Origin of the sequence: Kitasatospora sp. NBC_01300, assembly GCF_041435235.1 — a bacterium.
Classification (GTDB): Bacteria; Actinomycetota; Actinomycetes; order Streptomycetales; family Streptomycetaceae; genus Kitasatospora.
The window spans coordinates 799155-817955 of sequence record NZ_CP108408.1 but is presented as its reverse complement, the minus strand read 5'-3'; the positions used below and the strand labels follow the sequence as shown (position 1 = coordinate 817955).

Annotated in this window: 13 protein-coding genes; 10 read left to right on the top strand and 3 right to left on the bottom strand. The window is 73.3% G+C overall.

The genetic code is table 11. From position 1 onward, the window contains the following. Positions 1–26: 26 nt before the first annotated feature. Positions 27–1190, bottom strand: coding sequence for a hypothetical protein (locus tag OG556_RS03590; protein ID WP_371515807.1), 1164 nt, complete (start codon positions 1188–1190; stop codon positions 27–29). A gap of 250 nt (positions 1191–1440) precedes the next feature. On the opposite strand from OG556_RS03590, the gene OG556_RS03585 reads away from it, so the two are divergent. Beyond that, entirely contained in the window at positions 1441–1962 is a 522-nt protein-coding gene (locus tag OG556_RS03585) for a hypothetical protein (protein WP_371515806.1), read from the top strand. A gap of 163 nt (positions 1963–2125) precedes the next feature. Here the strand turns inward: OG556_RS03585 and OG556_RS03580 are convergent, their stop codons facing one another. Next, complete coding sequence (locus tag OG556_RS03580; protein ID WP_371515805.1) at positions 2126–2329, bottom strand: cold-shock protein; 204 nt, start codon at positions 2327–2329, stop codon at positions 2126–2128. A gap of 545 nt (positions 2330–2874) precedes the next feature. Here OG556_RS03580 and OG556_RS03575 point away from each other — a divergent pair. From OG556_RS03575 to pip, 3 genes are all read left to right on the top strand, one after another. Continuing rightward, a complete protein-coding gene (locus OG556_RS03575; protein WP_371515804.1) occupies positions 2875–3804 on the top strand; it encodes a Gfo/Idh/MocA family protein in 930 nt (309 codons plus the stop codon). 187 nt (positions 3805–3991) lie between these two features. After that, the gene (locus OG556_RS03570; RefSeq protein WP_371522552.1) at positions 3992–5998 is read left to right on the top strand and encodes an endonuclease/exonuclease/phosphatase family protein; all 2007 of its coding nucleotides are present in this window, start codon (positions 3992–3994) and stop codon (positions 5996–5998) included. 225 nt (positions 5999–6223) lie between these two features. Beyond that, complete coding sequence (gene pip, locus OG556_RS03565) at positions 6224–7183, top strand: prolyl aminopeptidase (protein ID WP_371515803.1); 960 nt, start codon at positions 6224–6226, stop codon at positions 7181–7183. A 57-nt stretch (positions 7184–7240) separates the two neighbouring features. On the opposite strand, the gene OG556_RS03560 is transcribed toward pip, so the two are convergent. Next, positions 7241–9268 (bottom strand): prolyl oligopeptidase family serine peptidase, encoded by a 2028-nt coding sequence (locus OG556_RS03560; RefSeq protein WP_371515802.1) that lies wholly within the window; start codon positions 9266–9268, stop codon positions 7241–7243. Positions 9269–9569: 301 nt separating this feature from the next. Here OG556_RS03560 and OG556_RS03555 point away from each other — a divergent pair, with 301 nt between their 5' ends. The 6 genes from OG556_RS03555 to OG556_RS03530 all read left to right on the top strand — a co-directional run bounded on the left by OG556_RS03555 (position 9570) and on the right by OG556_RS03530 (position 18766). After that, the gene (locus OG556_RS03555; protein ID WP_371522550.1) at positions 9570–11240 is read left to right on the top strand and encodes an acyclic terpene utilization AtuA family protein; all 1671 of its coding nucleotides are present in this window, start codon (positions 9570–9572) and stop codon (positions 11238–11240) included. Continuing rightward, entirely contained in the window at positions 11237–12835 is a 1599-nt protein-coding gene (locus tag OG556_RS03550) for an acyl-CoA carboxylase subunit beta (RefSeq protein ID WP_371515801.1), read from the top strand. Before OG556_RS03555 ends, OG556_RS03550 begins: the two co-directional genes overlap by 4 nt. Before the next feature lie 92 nt (positions 12836–12927). Beyond that, the gene (locus OG556_RS03545; RefSeq protein WP_371515800.1) at positions 12928–14952 is read left to right on the top strand and encodes a biotin carboxylase N-terminal domain-containing protein; all 2025 of its coding nucleotides are present in this window, start codon (positions 12928–12930) and stop codon (positions 14950–14952) included. 13 nt (positions 14953–14965) lie between these two features. After that, complete coding sequence (locus OG556_RS03540; protein ID WP_371515799.1) at positions 14966–16138, top strand: acyl-CoA dehydrogenase family protein; 1173 nt, start codon at positions 14966–14968, stop codon at positions 16136–16138. Between the two features lie 226 nt (positions 16139–16364). Continuing rightward, positions 16365–18002: an AMP-binding protein gene (locus OG556_RS03535; protein WP_371515798.1), complete on the top strand. Its 1638-nt coding sequence runs from the start codon at positions 16365–16367 to the stop codon at positions 18000–18002. 143 nt (positions 18003–18145) lie between these two features. Then, on the top strand, positions 18146–18766 hold the full coding sequence (locus OG556_RS03530; RefSeq protein ID WP_371515797.1) for a TetR/AcrR family transcriptional regulator: 621 nt from the start codon (positions 18146–18148) through the stop codon (positions 18764–18766). Positions 18767–18801: the final 35 nt, after the last annotated feature.

Below are 18801 nucleotides of genomic sequence, written 5' to 3'. Positions count from 1 at the left end.
GGCGACCGGCGCCCCGGCGCGCGGCGTCAGATGTGCAGGGTCCGCAGGAAGCAGCCCGTGGCCGAGTCGCAGCTGGTGACGTAGAGCGAGTGGCCGTCCGGTCCGACGGCGAGGGCGTGGATGTACGGCTCGGGAATGGAGAGGTGCACGCTCTGGTCGAACCGGTTCTCGCCCGGCACGAACGTGTACAGCGGGACGGGGATGGTGTAGGAGGGGCCGCCGAGCAGGTAGACGCGGCTGCCGTCGGCGTTCATCGCCGGGTGGTGGTACTCGAAGTAGCCGGAGCCGTACTTCATGACAAAGCGCACCTTGCCCGTGCCCGTGTCGAGCCCGATCCCCTCGGAGTAGGTGCGGACCGACCCGAGCGCCAGCAGGAAGGAGCCGTCCGGGGAGAGCGCCAGTTCGTCCTTGGCGCCGAGGTCGACGACCTTGGCGGTGCCGAGCCCGGTCCCGATGTCGAGGCGCAGCAGGTCGAGGTTCGTGCCCGCGTAGAGGGAGCTGCCGTCGGGCAGGACGGCGAGATCGTTGACCGCGTGGCCGGTGACCGCCGTCTGGTCGATGAACTCCTGGTCACCGGTGGAGAGTTCCAGGATCCGGCCCGGCTGCTCCTGCCCGGCGGGGCCCGTGGGCCCGGACTGGCCGACGTAGAGGGTCTCGCCGTCCGGGTCGGCGGCCAGACTGGTCGCCGCGCCCGGGGTCCAGCCCGCCGGGAGCTGCTGCTCCGGCGCGGCGATGCGGGCCTTGACCGTGTTGGTCCCGGTGTCGATGACGTAGACGGCGGAGCCGACTCCGACGTACAGCCGGTGGCCGTCCGGGCTGAGGGTCGGCCGCCCGTAGGGTGCCGGGTCGCCGAGCGGGAGGCGGGCCGTCACCGTGCCGGTCTGCGTGTCGACGGTGGACAGGTACACGCCCTGGCGCCCGCCGACCACGTCCGTCAGCACGAGGTAGACCTTCCGGCCGTCCGGACTGACCGCCTCGGTGACCTTCTCCCAGGTGAACTCCGCGAGCCGGACGGCCCCCGGTACGCCGGAGACGGGGCCGTGGGGATCGCCGGAGGCGGCCGCCCCCGAGGCCCCCGAGGCCCCTGAGGCCCCCGAGACACCCGCCCCACCGAGCAGCAGGGCCACCGCCGTCGCCGCCGAGACGGTCCAGCGGGATCCGCGCCGTAACGCGCTTGCCGGGCTCCTCATCATGTCCTCCCCTTGTCGGCCGGTGCGCCGAGCCGGGCACCGGGTGGATCGAAGCCTAGGTGATTCCATTGCCGTGAGATGGAGTAACCATTAAGTGGTGCAGGAGAGTTGGAAGTTCCATCAGTTGCCGACGGGAGATCAACTGACGCCCACCACCAGGTGAATCCCTCTCCCTCGAATGAGAGGATCACCCCGGCCCGCGAATTGTGTTCCGGACGGCCGGAGTTACGACCCACCAAAGGAATCGCAGATGACCGACCGACCGGCGCCCGCCCCCTTCACCACCGAGGACACCCTGTTCGGCGGGATCACCGTCCGCATCGACGGCCAGGACCGGGTGACGGTCTCCGGGGAGCGGATCCCCACCGCCATCCTGGAACGTGACCCGGGCAGCGAGCCGGACCCGCAGATCGCCATCGGCACCCGCGACACCGCCCACCTGACGCTGACCGTCGACGGCTCGCCGGTGCCGCTGCGGCCGGGCCGGGGCAAGCTCCGCCGGAAGTCCTACCGGGTCGAGACCACGTACGACGGCGCCGTCTACATCCTCGTCCCGGACTCCATCCCCAGCAGCCGCCTCATGCGCGACGGCAAGCGCCTCGGAGACTTCTCCTGCGACGGCGACCAGATCGTCATCGTGGAGTGGCGGGACGGCGCCCCCGCCCGCCCCGCCGACGCCGCGATCGGCTACGTCCTCGCCTCCGCCTTCGGCACGGGCGGGCAGCCCACCTGGATGCTGCTCGCCGAAGGGGTCGCCGCCCTCATCCCCTGAGCCCCCGCCCCGAGCTCACCGGGCTCACCGGGCTCACCGGGCTCACCGAGCGCATCCGGCGCATCCACTCCGAGTCCGATGCGACCTACGGCTCCCCGCGGGTCCACGGACTCCTACGACAACGCCCCGCACCGGGCAGGTACGGGGCGTCGTGCTGCCAAGGTCAGGCGGGGCGGATGTGCTCGGCCTGGGGGCCCTTCGGGCCCTGGGTGATGTCGAAGCTCACCTTCTGGCCCTCCTGGAGCTCACGGAAGCCCTGTGAGTCGATGTTCGAGTAGTGGGCGAAGACGTCGGGGCCGCCGCCGTCCTGCTCGATGAAACCGAAGCCCTTCTCGGCGTTGAACCACTTCACGGTGCCGGTGGCCATGTGCTGCTCCCTGGTCGGGGAACGAGATACGCGCTGGTGCGCACCCCTGGGGTTGAGGTGATCGCCCTGGTCCTCCGACTGCAGGTGTTGCGGTACTTCGGATCCACGACTGCTACCTCAGACGATCCCACGACGGTGGAGATCGCGCGACCGCACCCTCGGGCCGTCGAGGCCGCCGTCACCTGCCGGACCCAGTACCTCGCCGACCCCCGCGAACCCGAGAGCGCCTTCGTTGAAGCCACCCGGCCTGCTCGGATCGTCCGTAGCCATGGATCACCTGGCTTCACGTCGCGTTCCCCGTTGACTGGCGTCGGCCCGAGGACAGGCGCCACGGGTGGTGATACCCCGAGTCGGGCGGCCGCACCGTCGATGCCGGGACCGGTCGGATCCGGTGAGCCTCCGGGCCGCCAGGGGCGTCCCTTGTCATGAGGGGGGATCTGTTGTCGGGCCGCTCCGTGGGGGCGTCGGCGACGGGTTGGTGGTGTACGGGAGCTGGTGAATAGGGTGGGGCGGATGGTTTTCGGCGCATGAGTATGGAGATTCGTATGAGCTCGACCTTTGTTTCCGACGACCTTCTCCCGGTCGGGGTGATCGGCCTCGGTGACATCGCGCAGAAGGCCTATCTGCCGGTCCTGGGCGCGCTGCCGGCGCTGGACCTGCGGTTGATGACCAGGGACGGGGCGAAGCTGGACCGGATCGGTGACGCGTACCGGATTGCGTCGGAGAATCGCTTCACCGATCTCGGGGAGTTGATCGGGAGCGGGATCCGGGCGGCGTTCGTGCACGCCGCGACCAGTCAGCACGTCCCGATCGTGGAGCAGCTGCTGACGGCCGGTGTCGACGTCTACGTCGACAAGCCGCTCGACTGCACCGTGGACGGTGCCCGCCGGCTCGTCGACCTCGCCGACCGGACGGGCCGCTCGCTGATGGTCGGCTTCAACCGCCGGTACGCGCCCGGCTACGCCCAGGCCAAGGAGCGCCCCCGCGACCTGATCGTCCTGCAGAAGAACCGCGAGGGCCTCGCCGAGGCCGCCCGCTCCCTGGTGTTCGACGACTTCATCCACGTCGTCGACACCCTGCGCTTCCTGGCCCCCGGCGAGATCGAGCACGTCGACGTCCGCGCCCGCGTCCGGGACGGGCTGGTCGAGCACGTCGTCCTGACCCTCGGCGGGGACGGCTTCACGGCGCTCGGCATCATGAACCGGCTCTCCGGCTCGACGGAGGAGATCCTGGAGGTCTCCGGCGGCGACTCCAAGCGGGCGGTGCACAACCTCGCCGAGGTGATCGACCACCGCGGCCAGCCCACCGTCCGCCGGCGCGGCGACTGGGTGCCCGTCGCCCGTCAGCGCGGCATCGAGCAGTGCGTCCAGTCCTTCCTGGACGCCGTCCGGGCGGGCAAGACCCTGGACGCGCACGACGCCCTGCGCACCCACGAGCTGTGCGAGCTGATCGTGGAGCGGATCGAGGCGGGCTGAGGGGCCGTCGAGGCGGGCCGAGGGGAGCGGGGTAGGCGCAAGGGGCCGGAGCGGAACCAGAAGTTCACTGACGGGGTCTTGTCGCGTCATTTTCTACGCGCGTATCTTGGGGGCGCTGCGGGGGGCGGGTGACCGGCTTCCGCTTCATCTACGCGGGTAGCGCGTGCCATGGGCACGCCGCCTGACCATGCGTCACGGCCCGGCGGCCGCAGACCCGCCGGGTGGACGACGCGCCCCTGTGCCCCGCTCCACCCTCGACCGCCGTGCCACGACCGTGCCGCACGGCGGAGCTAGGAGTCATGCCCCGGTGTCCACCGCCCCCGCTCCCCGCCCCCGCCGGGCCCTGCTGCGCGCCGCGATCCTCCCGGCCGGACTGGCCGCCTCGCTGGTGCTCGTCCCGCTGCCGGCCGCGAACGCCGCGCCCGCCGTTGCGAACGCCGCTGCCCCGGCCGGGCCGACCGAGGCCGGACCGCTGCGCATCCACGACATCCAGGGCACCACCCGGATCTCCCCGCAGGCCGGGAAGCCCGTCACCGGCGTGCCCGGCGTCGTCACCGGCGTGCGCGCCTACGGCAGCGCCAAGGGCTTCTGGATGCAGGACCCGAACCCCGACGCCGACCCGGCCACCAGCGAGGGCATCTTCGTCTACACCGGCGGCAACCCGACCGTGAAGGCCGGCGACTCGGTCCTGGTCAGCGGCAAGGTCACCGAGTACTACCCGAACTTCGCGGGCGGCTCGCAGTCCGTCACCGAGCTCACCGGCCCCGCCGTCACCGTGCTGTCCTCCGGCAACCCGCTGCCGGCCCCGGTGGTCGTGGACACCCGCAACATCCCCGGCACCTACGCCCCGCCGGTGCCCGCGGGCGGCAGCATCGACGCGCTGCCGCTCAACCCGGAGAAGTACACCCTGGACTTCTACGAGTCGCTGGAGGGCATGCTCGTCCAGGTCAAGGACGTCCGGGTGATACAGGCGACGGACAAGTACAACGAGCTGTGGGTCGCCGCCGACCGGCAGGACCAGCGCAGCAAGCGCGGCGGCGTGCTGTACGAGTCGTACGCGGAGCCCAACGTGGGCCGCCTGATGGTGCAGCAGCAGGCGGCGGTCACCCCGCAGCAGCCGTTCCCGGTGGCCAACGTGGGCGACGTGCTGACCGGCACCACCACCGGCCCGCTGGACTACAACCAGTTCGGCGGCTACACCCTCGTCGCCGGCACCCTGGGCACGCTCCAGGACAACCACCTCCAGCGCGAGGTCACCGCCAAGGCGGCCGACCGCGAACTCGCCATCGCCACGTACAACGTGGAGAACCTGGCCCCCGGCAACCCGGACGCCAAGTTCGCCGAGCTGGCCCAGGGCATCGTCACCAACCTGCGCTCGCCCGACATCGTCGCCCTGGAGGAGATCCAGGACAACAACGGCGCCAAGAACGACGGCACGGTCGACGCCGGCCAGACCGTCGCCAAGTTCATCGCCGCGATCAAGGCGGCCGGCGGCCCGGCGTACGACTGGCGCTCGATCGACCCGCAGGACGGCAAGGACGGCGGCGAGCCGGGCGGCAACATCCGGCAGGTGTTCCTGTTCAACCCGCAGCGGGTCTCCTTCACCGACATCCCCGGCGGCACCGCCACCAGCGCCGTGGACGTCGCCGGCAGCGGCGCCACCACCGCGCTGACCGCCTCGCCCGGCCGGATCGCCCCGACCGACGACGCGTGGACCAACAGCCGCAAGCCGTTGGTCGGGCAGTTCTCCTTCCGCGGCAAGAAGGTCTTCGTCATCGCCAACCACTTCAACAGCAAGGGCGGCGACCAGGGCATCGACAGCCGCTTCCAGGCCCCCACCCGCAGCTCCGAGGTGCAGCGGATCAAGCAGGCCACCGTCGAGCAGGCCTTCGTCGCCAAGCTGCTGGCCGCCGACAAGGAGGCGCGCGTCGTCTCGCTCGGCGACTTCAACGACTACCAGTTCTCGCCCGCGCTGGCCGCGCTCACCAAGGACGGCGTGCTGCGCGACCTGGTGAACGAACTGCCGGAGACCGAGCAGTACTCGTACGTCTACCAGGGCAACTCGCAGGTGCTGGACCACATCCTGGTCAGCCCCGAGGTCGGCTACGCCAAGTACGACGTGGTGCACATCAACGCCGAGTTCGCCCAGCAGGCCAGCGACCACGACCCGCAGGTGGTGCGGATCAAGCCCTGACCGGTCTGCATCAGGCCCTGACCTGTAGCCATGCTGCCTTCGCCGGCGGTGACCACCGCCGGCGAAGGCGACTGCGGCAGTGGGGGCCACTCCCCGAACTGCCCGAACTGCCGGAACTGCCCGAACTCCCCGAACTGCCTGACTCCCCGAACGGCCCTTCCCGTGCCGCAGGTTGGGCGGAAAACCGCGGGCCCCGAGCGCGCCCGCGCCCTAGGATCGACGGTCATGGTTGATCTCTATCCTCCGACGAGTCCCTACGGCCACGGTTTCCTCGACACCGGAGACGGCAACCGGGTCTACTACGAGCAGCTCGGCAACCCCGAGGGCAAGCCCGTCCTGTACGTCCACGGCGGCCCCGGCGCGGGGACGCCGGACCGGCCCACCCGGGCGTGGGACCCGGACTGCTACCGCGTGATCCGCTTCGACCAGCGCAACTGCGGCCGCAGCACCCCGCACGCCAGCGACCCGGCGGCGGACATGGGCCTGAACACCACGCAGCACCTGATCGACGACATGGAGCGGCTGCGCGAACACCTCGGCATCGAGCGGTGGTTGCTGAACGGCGCGTCCTGGGGTTCGACCCTCCTGCTGGCCTACGCGCAGCAGCACCCCGAGCGGGTCAGCGAGATCATCATCCAGGCGGTGACGACGACCCGCCCGGCCGAGACCGACTGGCTCTACCGGGGCGCCGGGTCCTTCTACCCCGAGGCGTGGGACCGGTTCCGCGAGGGCGTGCCCGAGGACGAGCGGGACGGCGATCTGCTCGCCGCCTACGCGCGGCTGATGGAGAACCCCGACCGGGAGGTCCGGGCGAAGGCCGCCGCCGGCTGGCTGGCCTGGGAGGACGCGGTCATCTCGAACGAGCCCAACGGCTCGCCCGGCATGTACAGCGCCCGGGAGGTCGACGAGCAGATCGCGTTCGTCCGGATCTGCGCCCACTTCTTCAGCAACGGCGCCTGGCTGGAGGAGGACCAACTGCTGCGCAACGCCCACAAACTGGCCGGGATCCCGGCGGTGCTGGTGCACGGCCGGCACGACATGGGCTGCCCGGTGCAGACGGCCTGGGAGCTGGCGAAGGCGTGGCCGGGCGCGCGGCTGCACATCTCCGAGGACTCGGGGCACATCGGCAGCGAGGAGATGAAGGAGACCGTCCGGGCGGCCATCGAGGAGTTCAAGCACCGCTGATCCTGCCCGGGTTCCACCACTCGTCGATCACGACTCGACGCCCTCCCCGGTACGGGCCTACAGCCAGCGGTCGTACCAGGCACGGATGCGCCGGAGGGCGTCGAGTTGATGGGCGCGTTCGTTCAGCCCGTGGCCCTCTCGGGGGTAGACGACGAACTCGTGCTCGACGCCGAAGTGGCGCAGTGCGCGATGGAAGTGGACGGCCTGGCCGAGGGGGACGTTGGTGTCCTGCTCGCCGTGCAGGATCAGGACCGGGGTGCGGATCCGGGACGCGTAGGAGATCGGGCTGTTCCGGTCGTGGAGGTGCGGTCCCGGCCCGTTCCAGCCGGTGCTGCCGCCGAGCGCCGCGTCCATGACTCCCCACTCGCCGGTCCCGGCCTGCATGCCCCAGTCGGTGATGCCCGCGCCCATCACGGCGGCCTTGAACCGCCCGGTCCGGCCGATGGCCCAGGCCGCCAGGAAGCCGCCGTGGCTCCAGCCGGAGATGCCCAGGCGTTCGGGATCGGCGACTCCCTCGGCGACCAGCAGGTCGATCCCGGCGAGGATGTCGGTCCACTCGTCGCCGCCCACCGCGCCCGCCACCACGGCGGCGAACTCATGGCCGTGGCCCGACCCGCCCCGGGGATTGGCCAGGAAGACCGCGTATCCGGCGGTCGCCAGCCACTGGCCGCAGTCGACCATGGTGAGCGTGAACTCGTCGGCATGGCGGAAGTAAGGGCCGCCGTGGACCAGGGTGACGAGCGGGAACGGGCCCTCGTCCCGAGTCCGGCCGACGGGCAGGATCAGCAGGCCGTCCAACTGGAGTCCGTCGGACGCCTGGTAGCCGAGCCGTTCCTGGACACCCCAGCGGATCCGGCGCAGTTCGGGGCTGGTGTCGCTGAGCCGGAGCAGTGGCCCGCCCGTGGGGCCCGCGTGGACGTTCCTGGGCTCGCGCGCGGTGCTCAGCAGCACGGCGAGGGTGTCTCCGGAGCGACTCGCAGTGAGCCCGGCGAGTGTGCCGGGCGTGCCGAACGTGCCTGGCGTGCCGAACGTGCCTGGCGTGCCGAACGTGCCTGGCGTGTCGGGCGCGCGGGACAGTCGGCGGAACCGCAGCGACCGCGGATCGAGCCGGTACAGCGCGGTGTCCAGCCCGTCGGCGAACAGCGCCAGCGGCGGCCCGTCGGCGACCTGCACCAACTCGGTGGGGCAGACGGACATGCCGACCGTGAGATCGCGCTGCTCGACGGCCGGGCCGGTCGCCGGCGGCACGGTGTCGATCACGGCGAGCGCGCCGACCAAGTGCCCGGGGGTCACCGCCAGGTGGGCCAGATGCCATTCGCCGTCGTGGTGCCACCAGACGGGGGACCGGGCCTCGAATCCGACCGGTCCCAGGTCCTGGACGGCCCCCGTCTCCGGGGCGACCAGGTGCAGTGCTGCCGTCGTGACGCCGGGGTCGAGCTCGGGGGTGGCCCAGCTCAGCACGGCCAGCGGGCCGCCGTCCGGACGCTGGGCCACCTCCACGACATGGCGGTCGCCGAGGCCGTCCACGGTGCGGACCACGCCGGTCGCCAGGTCGAGCAGGCGCAGCCGGGTGACGGGGAGGTGCCGGCCCCAGACCCACGCGTCGTCACCCTCGGCCTCCCGGCGTTCGTCCTCCGCGGTGGGCTCGTCCTCGGCGAGCAGCGCGACGGTGCGGCCGTCGGCGAGCGGGTAGTGGTCGCCGATGCCCCCGCGCCGGCTGGTCAGGGGCTCTGCCTCGGCGCTGTCCCCGCTGCCGTCCAGAAGGATCCGCTGGAGTTGGGCGGTGCCCCGCTCCTCGCGGTCGGAGGTGAGAAACAGGGAAGCCGAGTCCGGCGCCCACTTCGCGGCGGCGGCGCGGGCCGTGCCGTCGGTCAGCCTGCGCGGGGCCGCGCTGCCGTCGGCGGCGGCGACCCAGACCGAGCTGTGCGGCCGTCCGTCCCTGCCACTGTTCGCGACCACGCCGTAGGCGACCAGGCGGCCGTCCGGCGAGATGGCCGGCGCCACGGGGGCGGCCATGTCCACCACCAGTTCCGCGGTGAGCAGGTGGGTCGAGTCGGGAGTCGGTCGCGGTGCGGGATGCGGCATGCGGACTGCCTTTCACTCGCCAGTACGACGGACGGACATCGTGTCGCACCGAGGAGCCGGTGTCAGTCGGGTTTCGGAGAATCGGGCCGTACGAGGCCCTGTCGAGTGCGGCCACCGGCTCGAAACAAGCAGGCGTGATTGCTTTTTTTCGCGCCCGGTGCCACGCTGCTGCCCGGCGGCGCTCGTGTGGGGGCGTCGCCAACCCGTCGGCAGGGGAGGCGCTTTGGCGCGCGAACGCTCGGTACTGCGGATCGGCAACGCCTCGGGGTTCTACGGGGACCGCTTCGCGGCGGTGCGGGAGATGCTCACCGGCGGGCCGCTGGACGTGCTCACCGGGGACTACCTGGCGGAGCTGACCATGCTCATCCTGGCCCGGGACCGCCTGAAGGACCCGTCCCTCGGCTATGCGCGGACGTTCCTGCGGCAGATGGAGGAGTGCCTCGGCCTGGCGCAGGAGCGCGGGGTGAGGATCGTGGTGAACGCGGGCGGGCTGAACCCGGCCCGGCTCGCCGCCGAACTGCGGAACCTGGCGCAGCGCCAGGGCCTCACGGTGGCCGTCGCCCACGTCGAGGGGGACGACCTGCTGCCGCGCAGGAACGAACTCGGCTTGCCCGAAGGCCTGTTGGCCGCGAACGCCTACCTCGGCGGCTTCGGGGTGGCGGCCTGCCTGGCCGCGGGCGCCGAGGTGGTGGTCACCGGGCGGGTCACCGACGCGGCGCTGGTCGCCGGGCCCGCGATCGCCCACTTCGGCTGGACGGCGGCGGACTTCGACGCCCTCGCCGGGGCGGTGGTCGCCGGGCACGTGCTGGAGTGCGGCGCCCAGGCGACGGGCGGGAACTATGCGTTCTTCCGCGAGCACGACGTCACCCGCCCGGGCTTCCCGATCGCCGAACTGCATGCCGACGGCTCCAGCGTGATCACCAAGCACCCGGGCACCGGCGGCGCCGTCACCGTGGGCACCGTCACCGCCCAACTCCTGTACGAGACGGGCGGAGCGCGCTACCTGGGCCCGGACGTCACCGCCCGGCTGGACACCGTGCGGCTCGCCGAGGACGGGCCGGACCGGGTCCGGATCGACGGGGTGCGCGGCGAGGCGCCGCCGCCCACGTTGAAGGTGGGCCTGAACCGGCTCGGCGGCCACCGCAACGAGGTGGTGTTCGTCCTCACCGGCCTCGACATCGAGGCCAAGGCCGACCTGGTGCGGCGGCAGTTCCTGGACGCCCTGCCGCCCGCCGCCCGGCCCGCCGAGCTGCGTTGGACGCTCGCCCGGACCGATCACCCGGACGCCGGCACCGAGGAGGCCGCCTCCGCCCTGCTCCGGCTCACCGCCCGCGACCCGGACCAGGCCAAGGTCGGGCGTGAACTGGGCAAGGCCGCCGTGGAGTTGGGGTTGGCCGGCTACCCGGGCTTCCACCTCACCGCGCCGCCCGGCCCCGGCGCGCCGTACGGGGTGTTCGCCGCCGCCTACGTCGACGCCGAGGCCGTCGAGCACACCGCCGTACTGCCGGACGGCCGCCGGCTCGCCGTCCCGCCGGCCCCGGTGACGGGCCGGCCGGCCGAGACCTCCGACGAGCCGGCACTCCCCGACGCAACCCCCGCAGAAATCCCCGCAGCGCTCCCCGCAGCACCCCCCGCCGGCCCGACCCGCCGCGCCCCGCTCGGCCTGGTGGCCGGCGCCCGCAGCGGCGACAAGGGCGGCGACGCCAACCTCGGCGTCTGGGCCCGCTCCGAGGCGGGCTGGCGCTGGCTCGCCCACACCCTCACCGTCGACAAGCTGCGCGAACTCCTGCCCGAGACCGCCGACTTGCCCGTCACCCGGCACCTGCTCCCGAACCTGCGCGCGGTCAACTTCACCCTCACCGGCCTGCTCGGCGAGGGCGTCGCCGCCCAGCACCGCTTCGACCCGCAGGCCAAGGCGCTCGGGGAGTGGCTGCGCTCCCGCCACCTCGACATCCCGGAGGCCCTGCTGTGACCGTGCTGCCCACTCGCGTCGACCTGGCCGGGCCCGAGTACGCCGAGTACCGGGCCGCGATGCTCGCCAAGCTCGCCGGGCTGGACGCCGAGCACGCCAAGGCGCTGGCCGGTGGCGGCCCCAAGTACGTGGACCGCCACCGCGCCCGCGGCAAGCTGCTGGCGCGCGAGCGGATCGAGCTGCTGGTCGACCCGGACTCGCCGTTCCTGGAGCTGTCGCCGCTGGCCGCCTGGGGCAGCGACTACCCGGTGGGCGCGGCGCTGGTCACCGGCATCGGCGTGATCGAGGGCGTGGAGTGCCTGATCACCGCCAACGACCCGACCGTGCGCGGTGGCGCCAGCAACCCGTGGACGCTGCGCAAGGCCCTGCGCGCCAACGAGATCGCGTTCGACAACCGCCTCCCGGTGGTGAACCTGGTCGAGTCCGGCGGCGCCGACCTGCCCAGCCAGAAGGAGATCTTCATCCCCGGCGGCGCGCTGTTCCGCGACCTCACCCGGCTCTCCGCCGCCGGAATCCCCACCGTGGCCGTGGTGTTCGGCAATTCGACGGCCGGCGGCGCCTACGTGCCCGGCATGTCGGACCACACCGTGCTGGTCAGGGAGCGCGCCAAGGTGTTCCTCGGCGGCCCGCCGCTGGTCAGGATGGCCACCGGCGAGGAGGCCGACGACGAGTCGCTCGGCGGCGCCGAGATGCACGCCCGCACCTCCGGCCTGGCCGACCACTTCGCGGCGGACGAGGCGGACGCGCTGCGGCTGGCCCGCCGGATCGTCGCCCGGCTGGACCACCGCAAGCCGGGCCCGTCGCCGGACCGGCTCGCCGAGCCGCCGAAGTACGACGAGGAGGAGCTGCTGGGCATCGTCCCGGGCGACCTCAAGGTGCCCTTCGACCCGCGCGAGGTGATCGCCCGGATCGTCGACGGCTCCGACTTCGACGAGTTCAAGCCGCTCTACGGCACCAGCCTGGCCACCGGCTGGGCCCGGCTGCACGGCTACCCGGTCGGCGTGCTGGCCAACGCGCAGGGCGTGCTGTTCAGCGCGGAGTCCCAGAAGGCCGCCCAGTTCATCCAGTTGGCGAACCAGCGGGACATCCCGCTGCTGTTCCTGCACAACACCACCGGCTACATGGTCGGCCGGGCGTACGAGCAGGGCGGCATCATCAAACACGGCGCGATGATGATCAACGCCGTCGCCAACTCCCGGGTGCCGCACCTGTCGGTGCTGATCGGCGCGTCCTACGGCGCCGGCCACTACGGCATGTGCGGGCGGGCGTACGAGCCGCGCTTCCTGTTCGCCTGGCCGAGCGCCAAGTCCGCGGTGATGGGCCCGCAGCAGCTCGCCGGGGTGCTGTCGATCGTCGCCCGGCAGTCGGCCGCCGCGAAGGGGCAGCCGTACGACGAGGACGCGGACGCGGCGATCCGCGCCATGGTCGAGCAGCAGATCGAGGCGGAGTCGCTGCCGGTCTTCCTGTCCGGGCGGCTGTACGACGACGGCGTGATCGACCCGCGCGACACCCGTACGGTGCTCGGCTTGTGCCTGTCCGCGATCCACAACGCGCCGGTCGAGGGCGCGCGCGGCTACGGCGTCTTCCGGATGTGAGACGGAGTCGCGAGACCGAGCTGTTCGACCGAGCCGCGAGACCGAGCCGCGAGACCGAGCCGCGAGGCGGAGCTGTGAGGGGCACCCGAGACATGATCACCAACCTGCTGGTCGCCAACCGTGGCGAGATCGCCCGCCGGGTCTTCCGCACCTGCCGGGCCCTGGGCGTCGCGACCACCGCCGTCCACTCCGACCCGGACGCCGGGGCCGCGCACGTCCGTGAGGCCGACGCGGCCGTGCGGCTGCCCGGCGCCGCGCCCGCCGACACCTACCTGCGCGCCGACCTGATCGTCCGCGCCGCGCTGGCGGCGGGCGCGGACGCCGTCCACCCCGGGTACGGATTCCTGTCGGAGGACGCCGGGTTCGCGCAGGCCGTGCTGGACGCCGGGCTGGTCTGGGTCGGCCCGCCGCCGGCCGCGATCGCCGCGATGGGCTCCAAGACGGCCGCCAAGCGACTGATGGCCGCGGCCGGGGTGCCCGTGCTGGACGCCCTGACCGACCCCACCGAGGCCGACCTGCCGCTCCTCGTCAAGGCGGCGGCGGGCGGCGGCGGACGCGGCATGCGGGTGGTGCGCACGCTCGCGGAGCTCCCCGGCGAACTGGCCGCCGCCCGCGCCGAGGCGGCGAAGGCCTTCGGCTCGGACGAGGTGTTCTGCGAGCGCTACCTGCCCGCCGGGCGGCACGTCGAGGTCCAGCTGCTGGCCGACGCGCACGGCACGGTCTGGGCGGTCGGCGACCGGGACTGCTCGCTCCAGCGCCGGCACCAGAAGGTGATCGAGGAGGCCCCGGCCCCCGGCCTGCCCGAGGCGGTGCGCGCCGGGCTGCACGCGGCGGCCGTCAGCGCCGCCCGGGCGATCGGCTACACCGGTGCCGGTACGGCCGAGTTCATGCTCGGCGAGGACGGACGGTTCCACTTCCTGGAGATGAACACCCGCCTCCAGGTCGAGCACCCGGTCACCGAGGCGGTCACCGGCCTGGACCTGGTGGCGCTCCAACTCGCCGTCGCCGAGGGGGCGCGGCTGCCCGGGCCGGTCCCGCCGCCCGCCACCGGCTGCGCGATCGAGGCCCGGCTGTACGCGGAGGACCCGGCGAAGGACTGGCAGCCCGCCACCGGCACCCTGCACCGGCTCGAACTCACCGTGCCGTACCAGGAGTTCGGCGGCCGGGGCGTCCGGCTGGACTCCGGCGTGGCGGCCGGCGACGAGATCACCCCGCACTACGACGCGATGCTCGCCAAGGTGATCGCCTGGGCGCCGACCCGCGCCGCCGCCGCCCGCCGGCTGGCCGACGCGCTCGCCCGCGCCAGGGTCCACGGGCCCGCCACCAACCGGGAGTTGCTGGTCCGGGCGCTGCGGCACCCGGCCTTCCTGGCCGAACGCCTGCACACCGGCTTCCTGGCCGAGCACGCGGCCGAACTCACCGCCCCGGACGGCAAGGAGACCGCGCGCGCCGCCCTGGCCGCCGCCCTCGCCGACGCCGCCGCCCGGCGCACCGGCCCGCACGGCGCACTGCCGTCGGGCTGGCGCAACCTGCCCTCGCAGCCGCAGTCCAAGCGCTACCGCACCGACGAAGGCGCCGAGTTGGAGGTCCGCTACCGCCTCACCCGGGACGGCCTGCGGGCCGACGACCACCCGCAGACGGAGCTGTTGGACGCCTCGCCCGAGCAGGTCACGCTGCGCGAGGGCGCCGTCCGGCGCGGCCACCGCGTCGCGCGCTACGGCGACCGGGTGTACGTCGACACCCCGAACGGCGGCATCGCGCTCACCGCCCTGCCGCGCTTCCCGGACCCCGCCGCCCGGGTGGACCCGGGCGCGCTGCTCGCCCCGATGCCCGGCACCGTCGTGCGCACCACCGCCGCCGTCGGCGACACCGTCACCGCCGGTCAGCCGCTGCTCGTCCTGGAGGCGATGAAGATGGAGCACCGCGTCACCGCCCCCGCCGACGGTGTCCTGGTCGAACTCCGCGCCGCCCCCGGCCTTCAGGTCGAGCTCGGCACCCTGCTCGCCGTCGTGCAGCCCGAGGCCGGGCTCACCGCCGAGCCCGAGGCCGGGCTCACCGCCGAGCCCGCCACCGAGCCCACCGCAACAGCCGCCGTCCAGCCCGCCGCAGAAGCCTGAGGAAGGACCCCGCATGTCCACCATCGGCAGTCAGCTCATCGAGACCCCCGAACGCCGGGCCCTGCGCCAGGCCGTCGGCGACCTCGGCCGCCGCTACGGCTCCGCCTACTACATGGCCAAGGCCCGGGCCGGCGAGCCCGCCGACGAGCTGTGGGCGGACGCCGGCAAGGCCGGCTACCTCGGCGTGAACCTGCCCGCCGAGTACGGCGGCGGGGGCGGCGGCATCACCGATCTGGCCATCGTGCTGGAGGAGTTGGGCACGGCCGGCTGCCCGCTGCTGCTGCTCATCGTCTCCCCGGCGATCTGCGGCACCGTGATCGCCCGCTTCGGCACCGAGGAGCAGAAGCAGCGCTGGCTGCCCGGACTCGCCGACGGCAGCCGCAAGATGGCCTTCGGCATCACCGAGCCGGACGCCGGCTCCAACGCGCACCGGATCTCCACCGTCGCGCGCCGGGACGGCGAGGACTGGCTGCTGACCGGCCGCAAGGTGTTCGTCTCCGGCATCGACCACTGCGACGCCGTGCTGTTCGTCGCCCGCACCGAGGACGCTCGGACCGGCAGGCTCAAGCCCTGTCTGTTCATCGTCCCGCGCGACGCCGCCGGCTTCGAGTACCGGGCGATACCGATGGAACTCGTCGCCCCCGAGAAGCAGTTCCAGGTCTTCCTGGACGACGTCCGGCTGCCCGCCGACGCCCTGGTCGGCGACGAGGACGCAGGCCTGCTGCAGCTGTTCGCGGGCCTCAACCCCGAGCGCGTGCTGACCGCCGCGTTCTCCCTCGGCCTGGCCCGCCAGGCCCTCGGCAAGGCCGTCGAGTACGCGAAGACCCGTACCGTCTGGTCCACCCCGATCGGCGCCCACCAGGGCCTGGCCCACCCGCTGGCCCAGTGCGCGGTGGAGATCGAGCTGGCCCGGCTGATGACCCAGAAGGCCGGGCTGCTCTACGACGCGGGGGAGGACCTGGCCGCCGGGGAGGCCGCCAACATGGCCAAGTACGCGGCCGGCGAGGCCGCCGCCCGCACCGTCGACCAGGCGGTGCAGACGCTGGGCGGCAACGGCCTCACCCAGGAGTACGGGCTGGGCGCGCTGCTGGCCGCCACCCGGGTCGGCCGGGTCGCCCCGGTCAGCCGCGAGATGGTGCTCAACTTCGTCGCCCAGCACACCCTGGGCCTCCCGAAGTCCTACTAGTCCGCCTCCGTCCAGGGCGCACCGCAAGCACCTGCCGGACCCACCGGACCCACCGGACCCGCTGCACCCACCAGACGCACCGGGCGCGCCTCCGGTGGGTCACCAGAGGGACTTCTCGGCGAACTTTGCAGTGGCGGACGTCATGGTCCGTATGCTCCTGTTCGTACCCTCGGTCGACCTTTCGCCGCGCCAGTCGATGCGTCAACTACCTTCCTGGAGGCTTACTTTGGTGTTCCGCAGCGAATTCCCGGACGTGCCGACGGTGGACCTGCCGATCCATGACGCGGTGCTCGGCGGCGCGGCGGCGTACGGTGACGAGCCGGCCCTGATCGACGGCGTCACCGGGGAGCGCGTCAGCTACGCGCGGCTCGCCGCCGGCGTCGAGCGGGTGGCCGCCGGACTGGCCGAGGCCGGGGTGTGCCAGGGCGACGTGGTGGCCCTGTTCAGCCCCAACACGCTCGGCTACCCGACGGCCTTCTACGGCGCCACCCGGGCCGGCGCCACCGTGACCACGGTGTCCTCGATGGCCACGCCCGCCGACCTGGCCGGGCAGCTCGGCGACAGCGGCGCCCGCTGGCTGGTGACCGTCTCCCCACTCCTGCCGACCGCCCGCAAGGCCGCCGCCCTGCTCGCCGAGCAGGGCGGCCCACTGGCCGAGATCCTCGTCCTGGACGGCGCCGAGGGCCACCGCTCGCTCGCCGACCTGCTGGCCACCACCGGCCCCGCCCCCGGGATCACCATCGACCCGGGCCGGGACGTCGCGGTGCTGCCCTACTCCAGTGGCACCACCGGACTGCCCAAGGGGGTGATGCTCACCCACCGCTCGATCGCCACCAACCTGGCCCAGTGCGACGCCCTCTACCGGCCCGCCGTGGGCGAGCGGGTGCTCGCCGTGCTGCCCTTCTTCCACATCTACGGCCTGACCGCGCTGCTCAACCAGCCGCTGCGCTGCGGCGCCACCGTGGTGGTGCTGCCCCGCTTCGACCTGGAGCAGTTCTGCCGCACCATCGAGGAGCAGCGGGTGCAGGCGCTGGTGGTCGCCCCGCCGATCGCGCTCGCCCTGGCCAGGCACCCGGTCGTGGACCGCTTCGACTTCTCCTCGGTCGAGTACCTGCTGTGCGCGGCCGCCCCGCTGGATCCGGAGCTCGCCGCCGCCTGCGCCCGCCGCCTGGGCCTGCCGCACCTGCTCCAGGGCTACGGCATGACCGAGCTGTCCCCGGTCACCCATGTGGTCTCCCCGCTGGAGAGCGACCCCTCGCCCGGCTCGGTGGGGCGGCTGATCCCGTCCACCGAGCTGCGGGTCACCGCCCTGGACGGCGCCGGCGAGGACCTCGGGCCCGGCGAGCCGGGCGAGCTGCTGATCCGGGGCCCGCAGGTGATGAAGGGGTACTTCGGCCGCCCCTCCGACACCGCCGCGGTGGTCGACGCCGAGGGCTGGCTGCACACCGGCGACGTCGGCTTCGTGGATGACCGGGGGTACCTGTACATCGTCGACCGGGTGAAGGAGCTGATCAAGTACAAGGGCCACCAGGTGGCCCCGGCCGAACTGGAGGCCGTGTTGCTCGGCCACCCGCAGATCGTCGACGCCGCCGTGATCGGCGTCCCGGACGCCGACGGCACCGAGTGCCCCAAGGCCTTCGTGGTCCGTGCGCCGGGCAGCGGCCTGAGCGCGGAGGACGTCACCGGCTTCGTGGCCGGGCTGGTGGCCCCGTACAAGAAGGTCCGCGCGGTGGAGTTCGTCGAGGCCGTCCCCAAGTCCGCGGCCGGCAAGATCCTCCGCCGCGAGCTGCGGGCCCGCGAGGCCTCGCGCCGTGCGTCGGCGACCGCGGCCGCCGCACCCACCGCCCCCGAGGCCTCCCGCTGAGCGGCCGGGCCCCCGGCGGCCGAAGACCGGCGCCCGTCTGTGAGGATCGACCCGCCGAGCACGGCGGGCCCGCCGACCGTAGCGGGCCCGCCGGGCACGACCGGCCCGCCGAGCCCCCACCGGAACAGGAACCGCCGCCAGCCATGACCAGCCACCCCGCCGCCCGCACCCCCCAGCAGGACCGCAGCCGCGCCACCCGCGCCCGGCTGCTCGCGGCGGCCGTGGACTGCCTGGCCGAGCTCGGCTGGCACGGCTCCACCGTCACCGTGGTCGCCGAGCGCGCCGGAGTGTCCCGGGGCGCCGCCCAGCACCACTTCCCGACCCGCGAGGACCTGTTCACCGCCGCCGTCGAACACGTCACCGCCGAGCGGCTGGCCGCCGTCCGCGCCCACACGGACGAGCTGCCGGCCGCCGGCCCCGACCGCACCCGGGCCGTCGTCGACATGATCGTGCGCCTCTACACCGGCCCGCTGTTCCGCGCCGCCCTGCACCTGTGGACGGCCGCCGCCACCGAGGAGCCGCTGCGCGAGCGGATCATCGCCCTGGAGGGGCACGTCGGCCGGGAGGCCCACCGGGCCGCCGTCGAGTTCCTGGACGCCGACGAGGCCCGCCCCGGCGTACGCGAGTCCGTGCAGGCCACCCTCGACCTCGCCCGCGGGCTGGGCCTGGCCAACCTGCTCACCGACGACAGCGTCCGACGATCCGGGGTGATCCGGCAGTGGACCGGCGTTCTGGAGAGTACGCTGCGGCCGGTACGCCCATGACTTCCGTACTACCGGAGCGGCCGGATGACCCCTGA

Coding starts and splice junctions, on each gene's coding strand:
- OG556_RS03590 (WP_371515807.1), bottom strand. CDS start 1,190: ATGAGGAGCCCGGCAAGCGCGTTACGGCGCGGATCCCGCTGGACCGTC.
- OG556_RS03585 (WP_371515806.1), top strand. CDS start 1,441: ATGACCGACCGACCGGCGCCCGCCCCCTTCACCACCGAGGACACCCTG.
- OG556_RS03580 (WP_371515805.1), bottom strand. CDS start 2,329: ATGGCCACCGGCACCGTGAAGTGGTTCAACGCCGAGAAGGGCTTCGGT.
- OG556_RS03575 (WP_371515804.1), top strand. CDS start 2,875: ATGAGCTCGACCTTTGTTTCCGACGACCTTCTCCCGGTCGGGGTGATC.
- OG556_RS03570 (WP_371522552.1), top strand. CDS start 3,992: ATGCGTCACGGCCCGGCGGCCGCAGACCCGCCGGGTGGACGACGCGCC.
- pip (WP_371515803.1), top strand. CDS start 6,224: ATGGTTGATCTCTATCCTCCGACGAGTCCCTACGGCCACGGTTTCCTC.
- OG556_RS03560 (WP_371515802.1), bottom strand. CDS start 9,268: ATGCCGCATCCCGCACCGCGACCGACTCCCGACTCGACCCACCTGCTC.
- OG556_RS03555 (WP_371522550.1), top strand. CDS start 9,570: ATGCTCACCGGCGGGCCGCTGGACGTGCTCACCGGGGACTACCTGGCG.
- OG556_RS03545 (WP_371515800.1), top strand. CDS start 12,928: ATGATCACCAACCTGCTGGTCGCCAACCGTGGCGAGATCGCCCGCCGG.
- OG556_RS03540 (WP_371515799.1), top strand. CDS start 14,966: ATGTCCACCATCGGCAGTCAGCTCATCGAGACCCCCGAACGCCGGGCC.
- OG556_RS03530 (WP_371515797.1), top strand. CDS start 18,146: ATGACCAGCCACCCCGCCGCCCGCACCCCCCAGCAGGACCGCAGCCGC.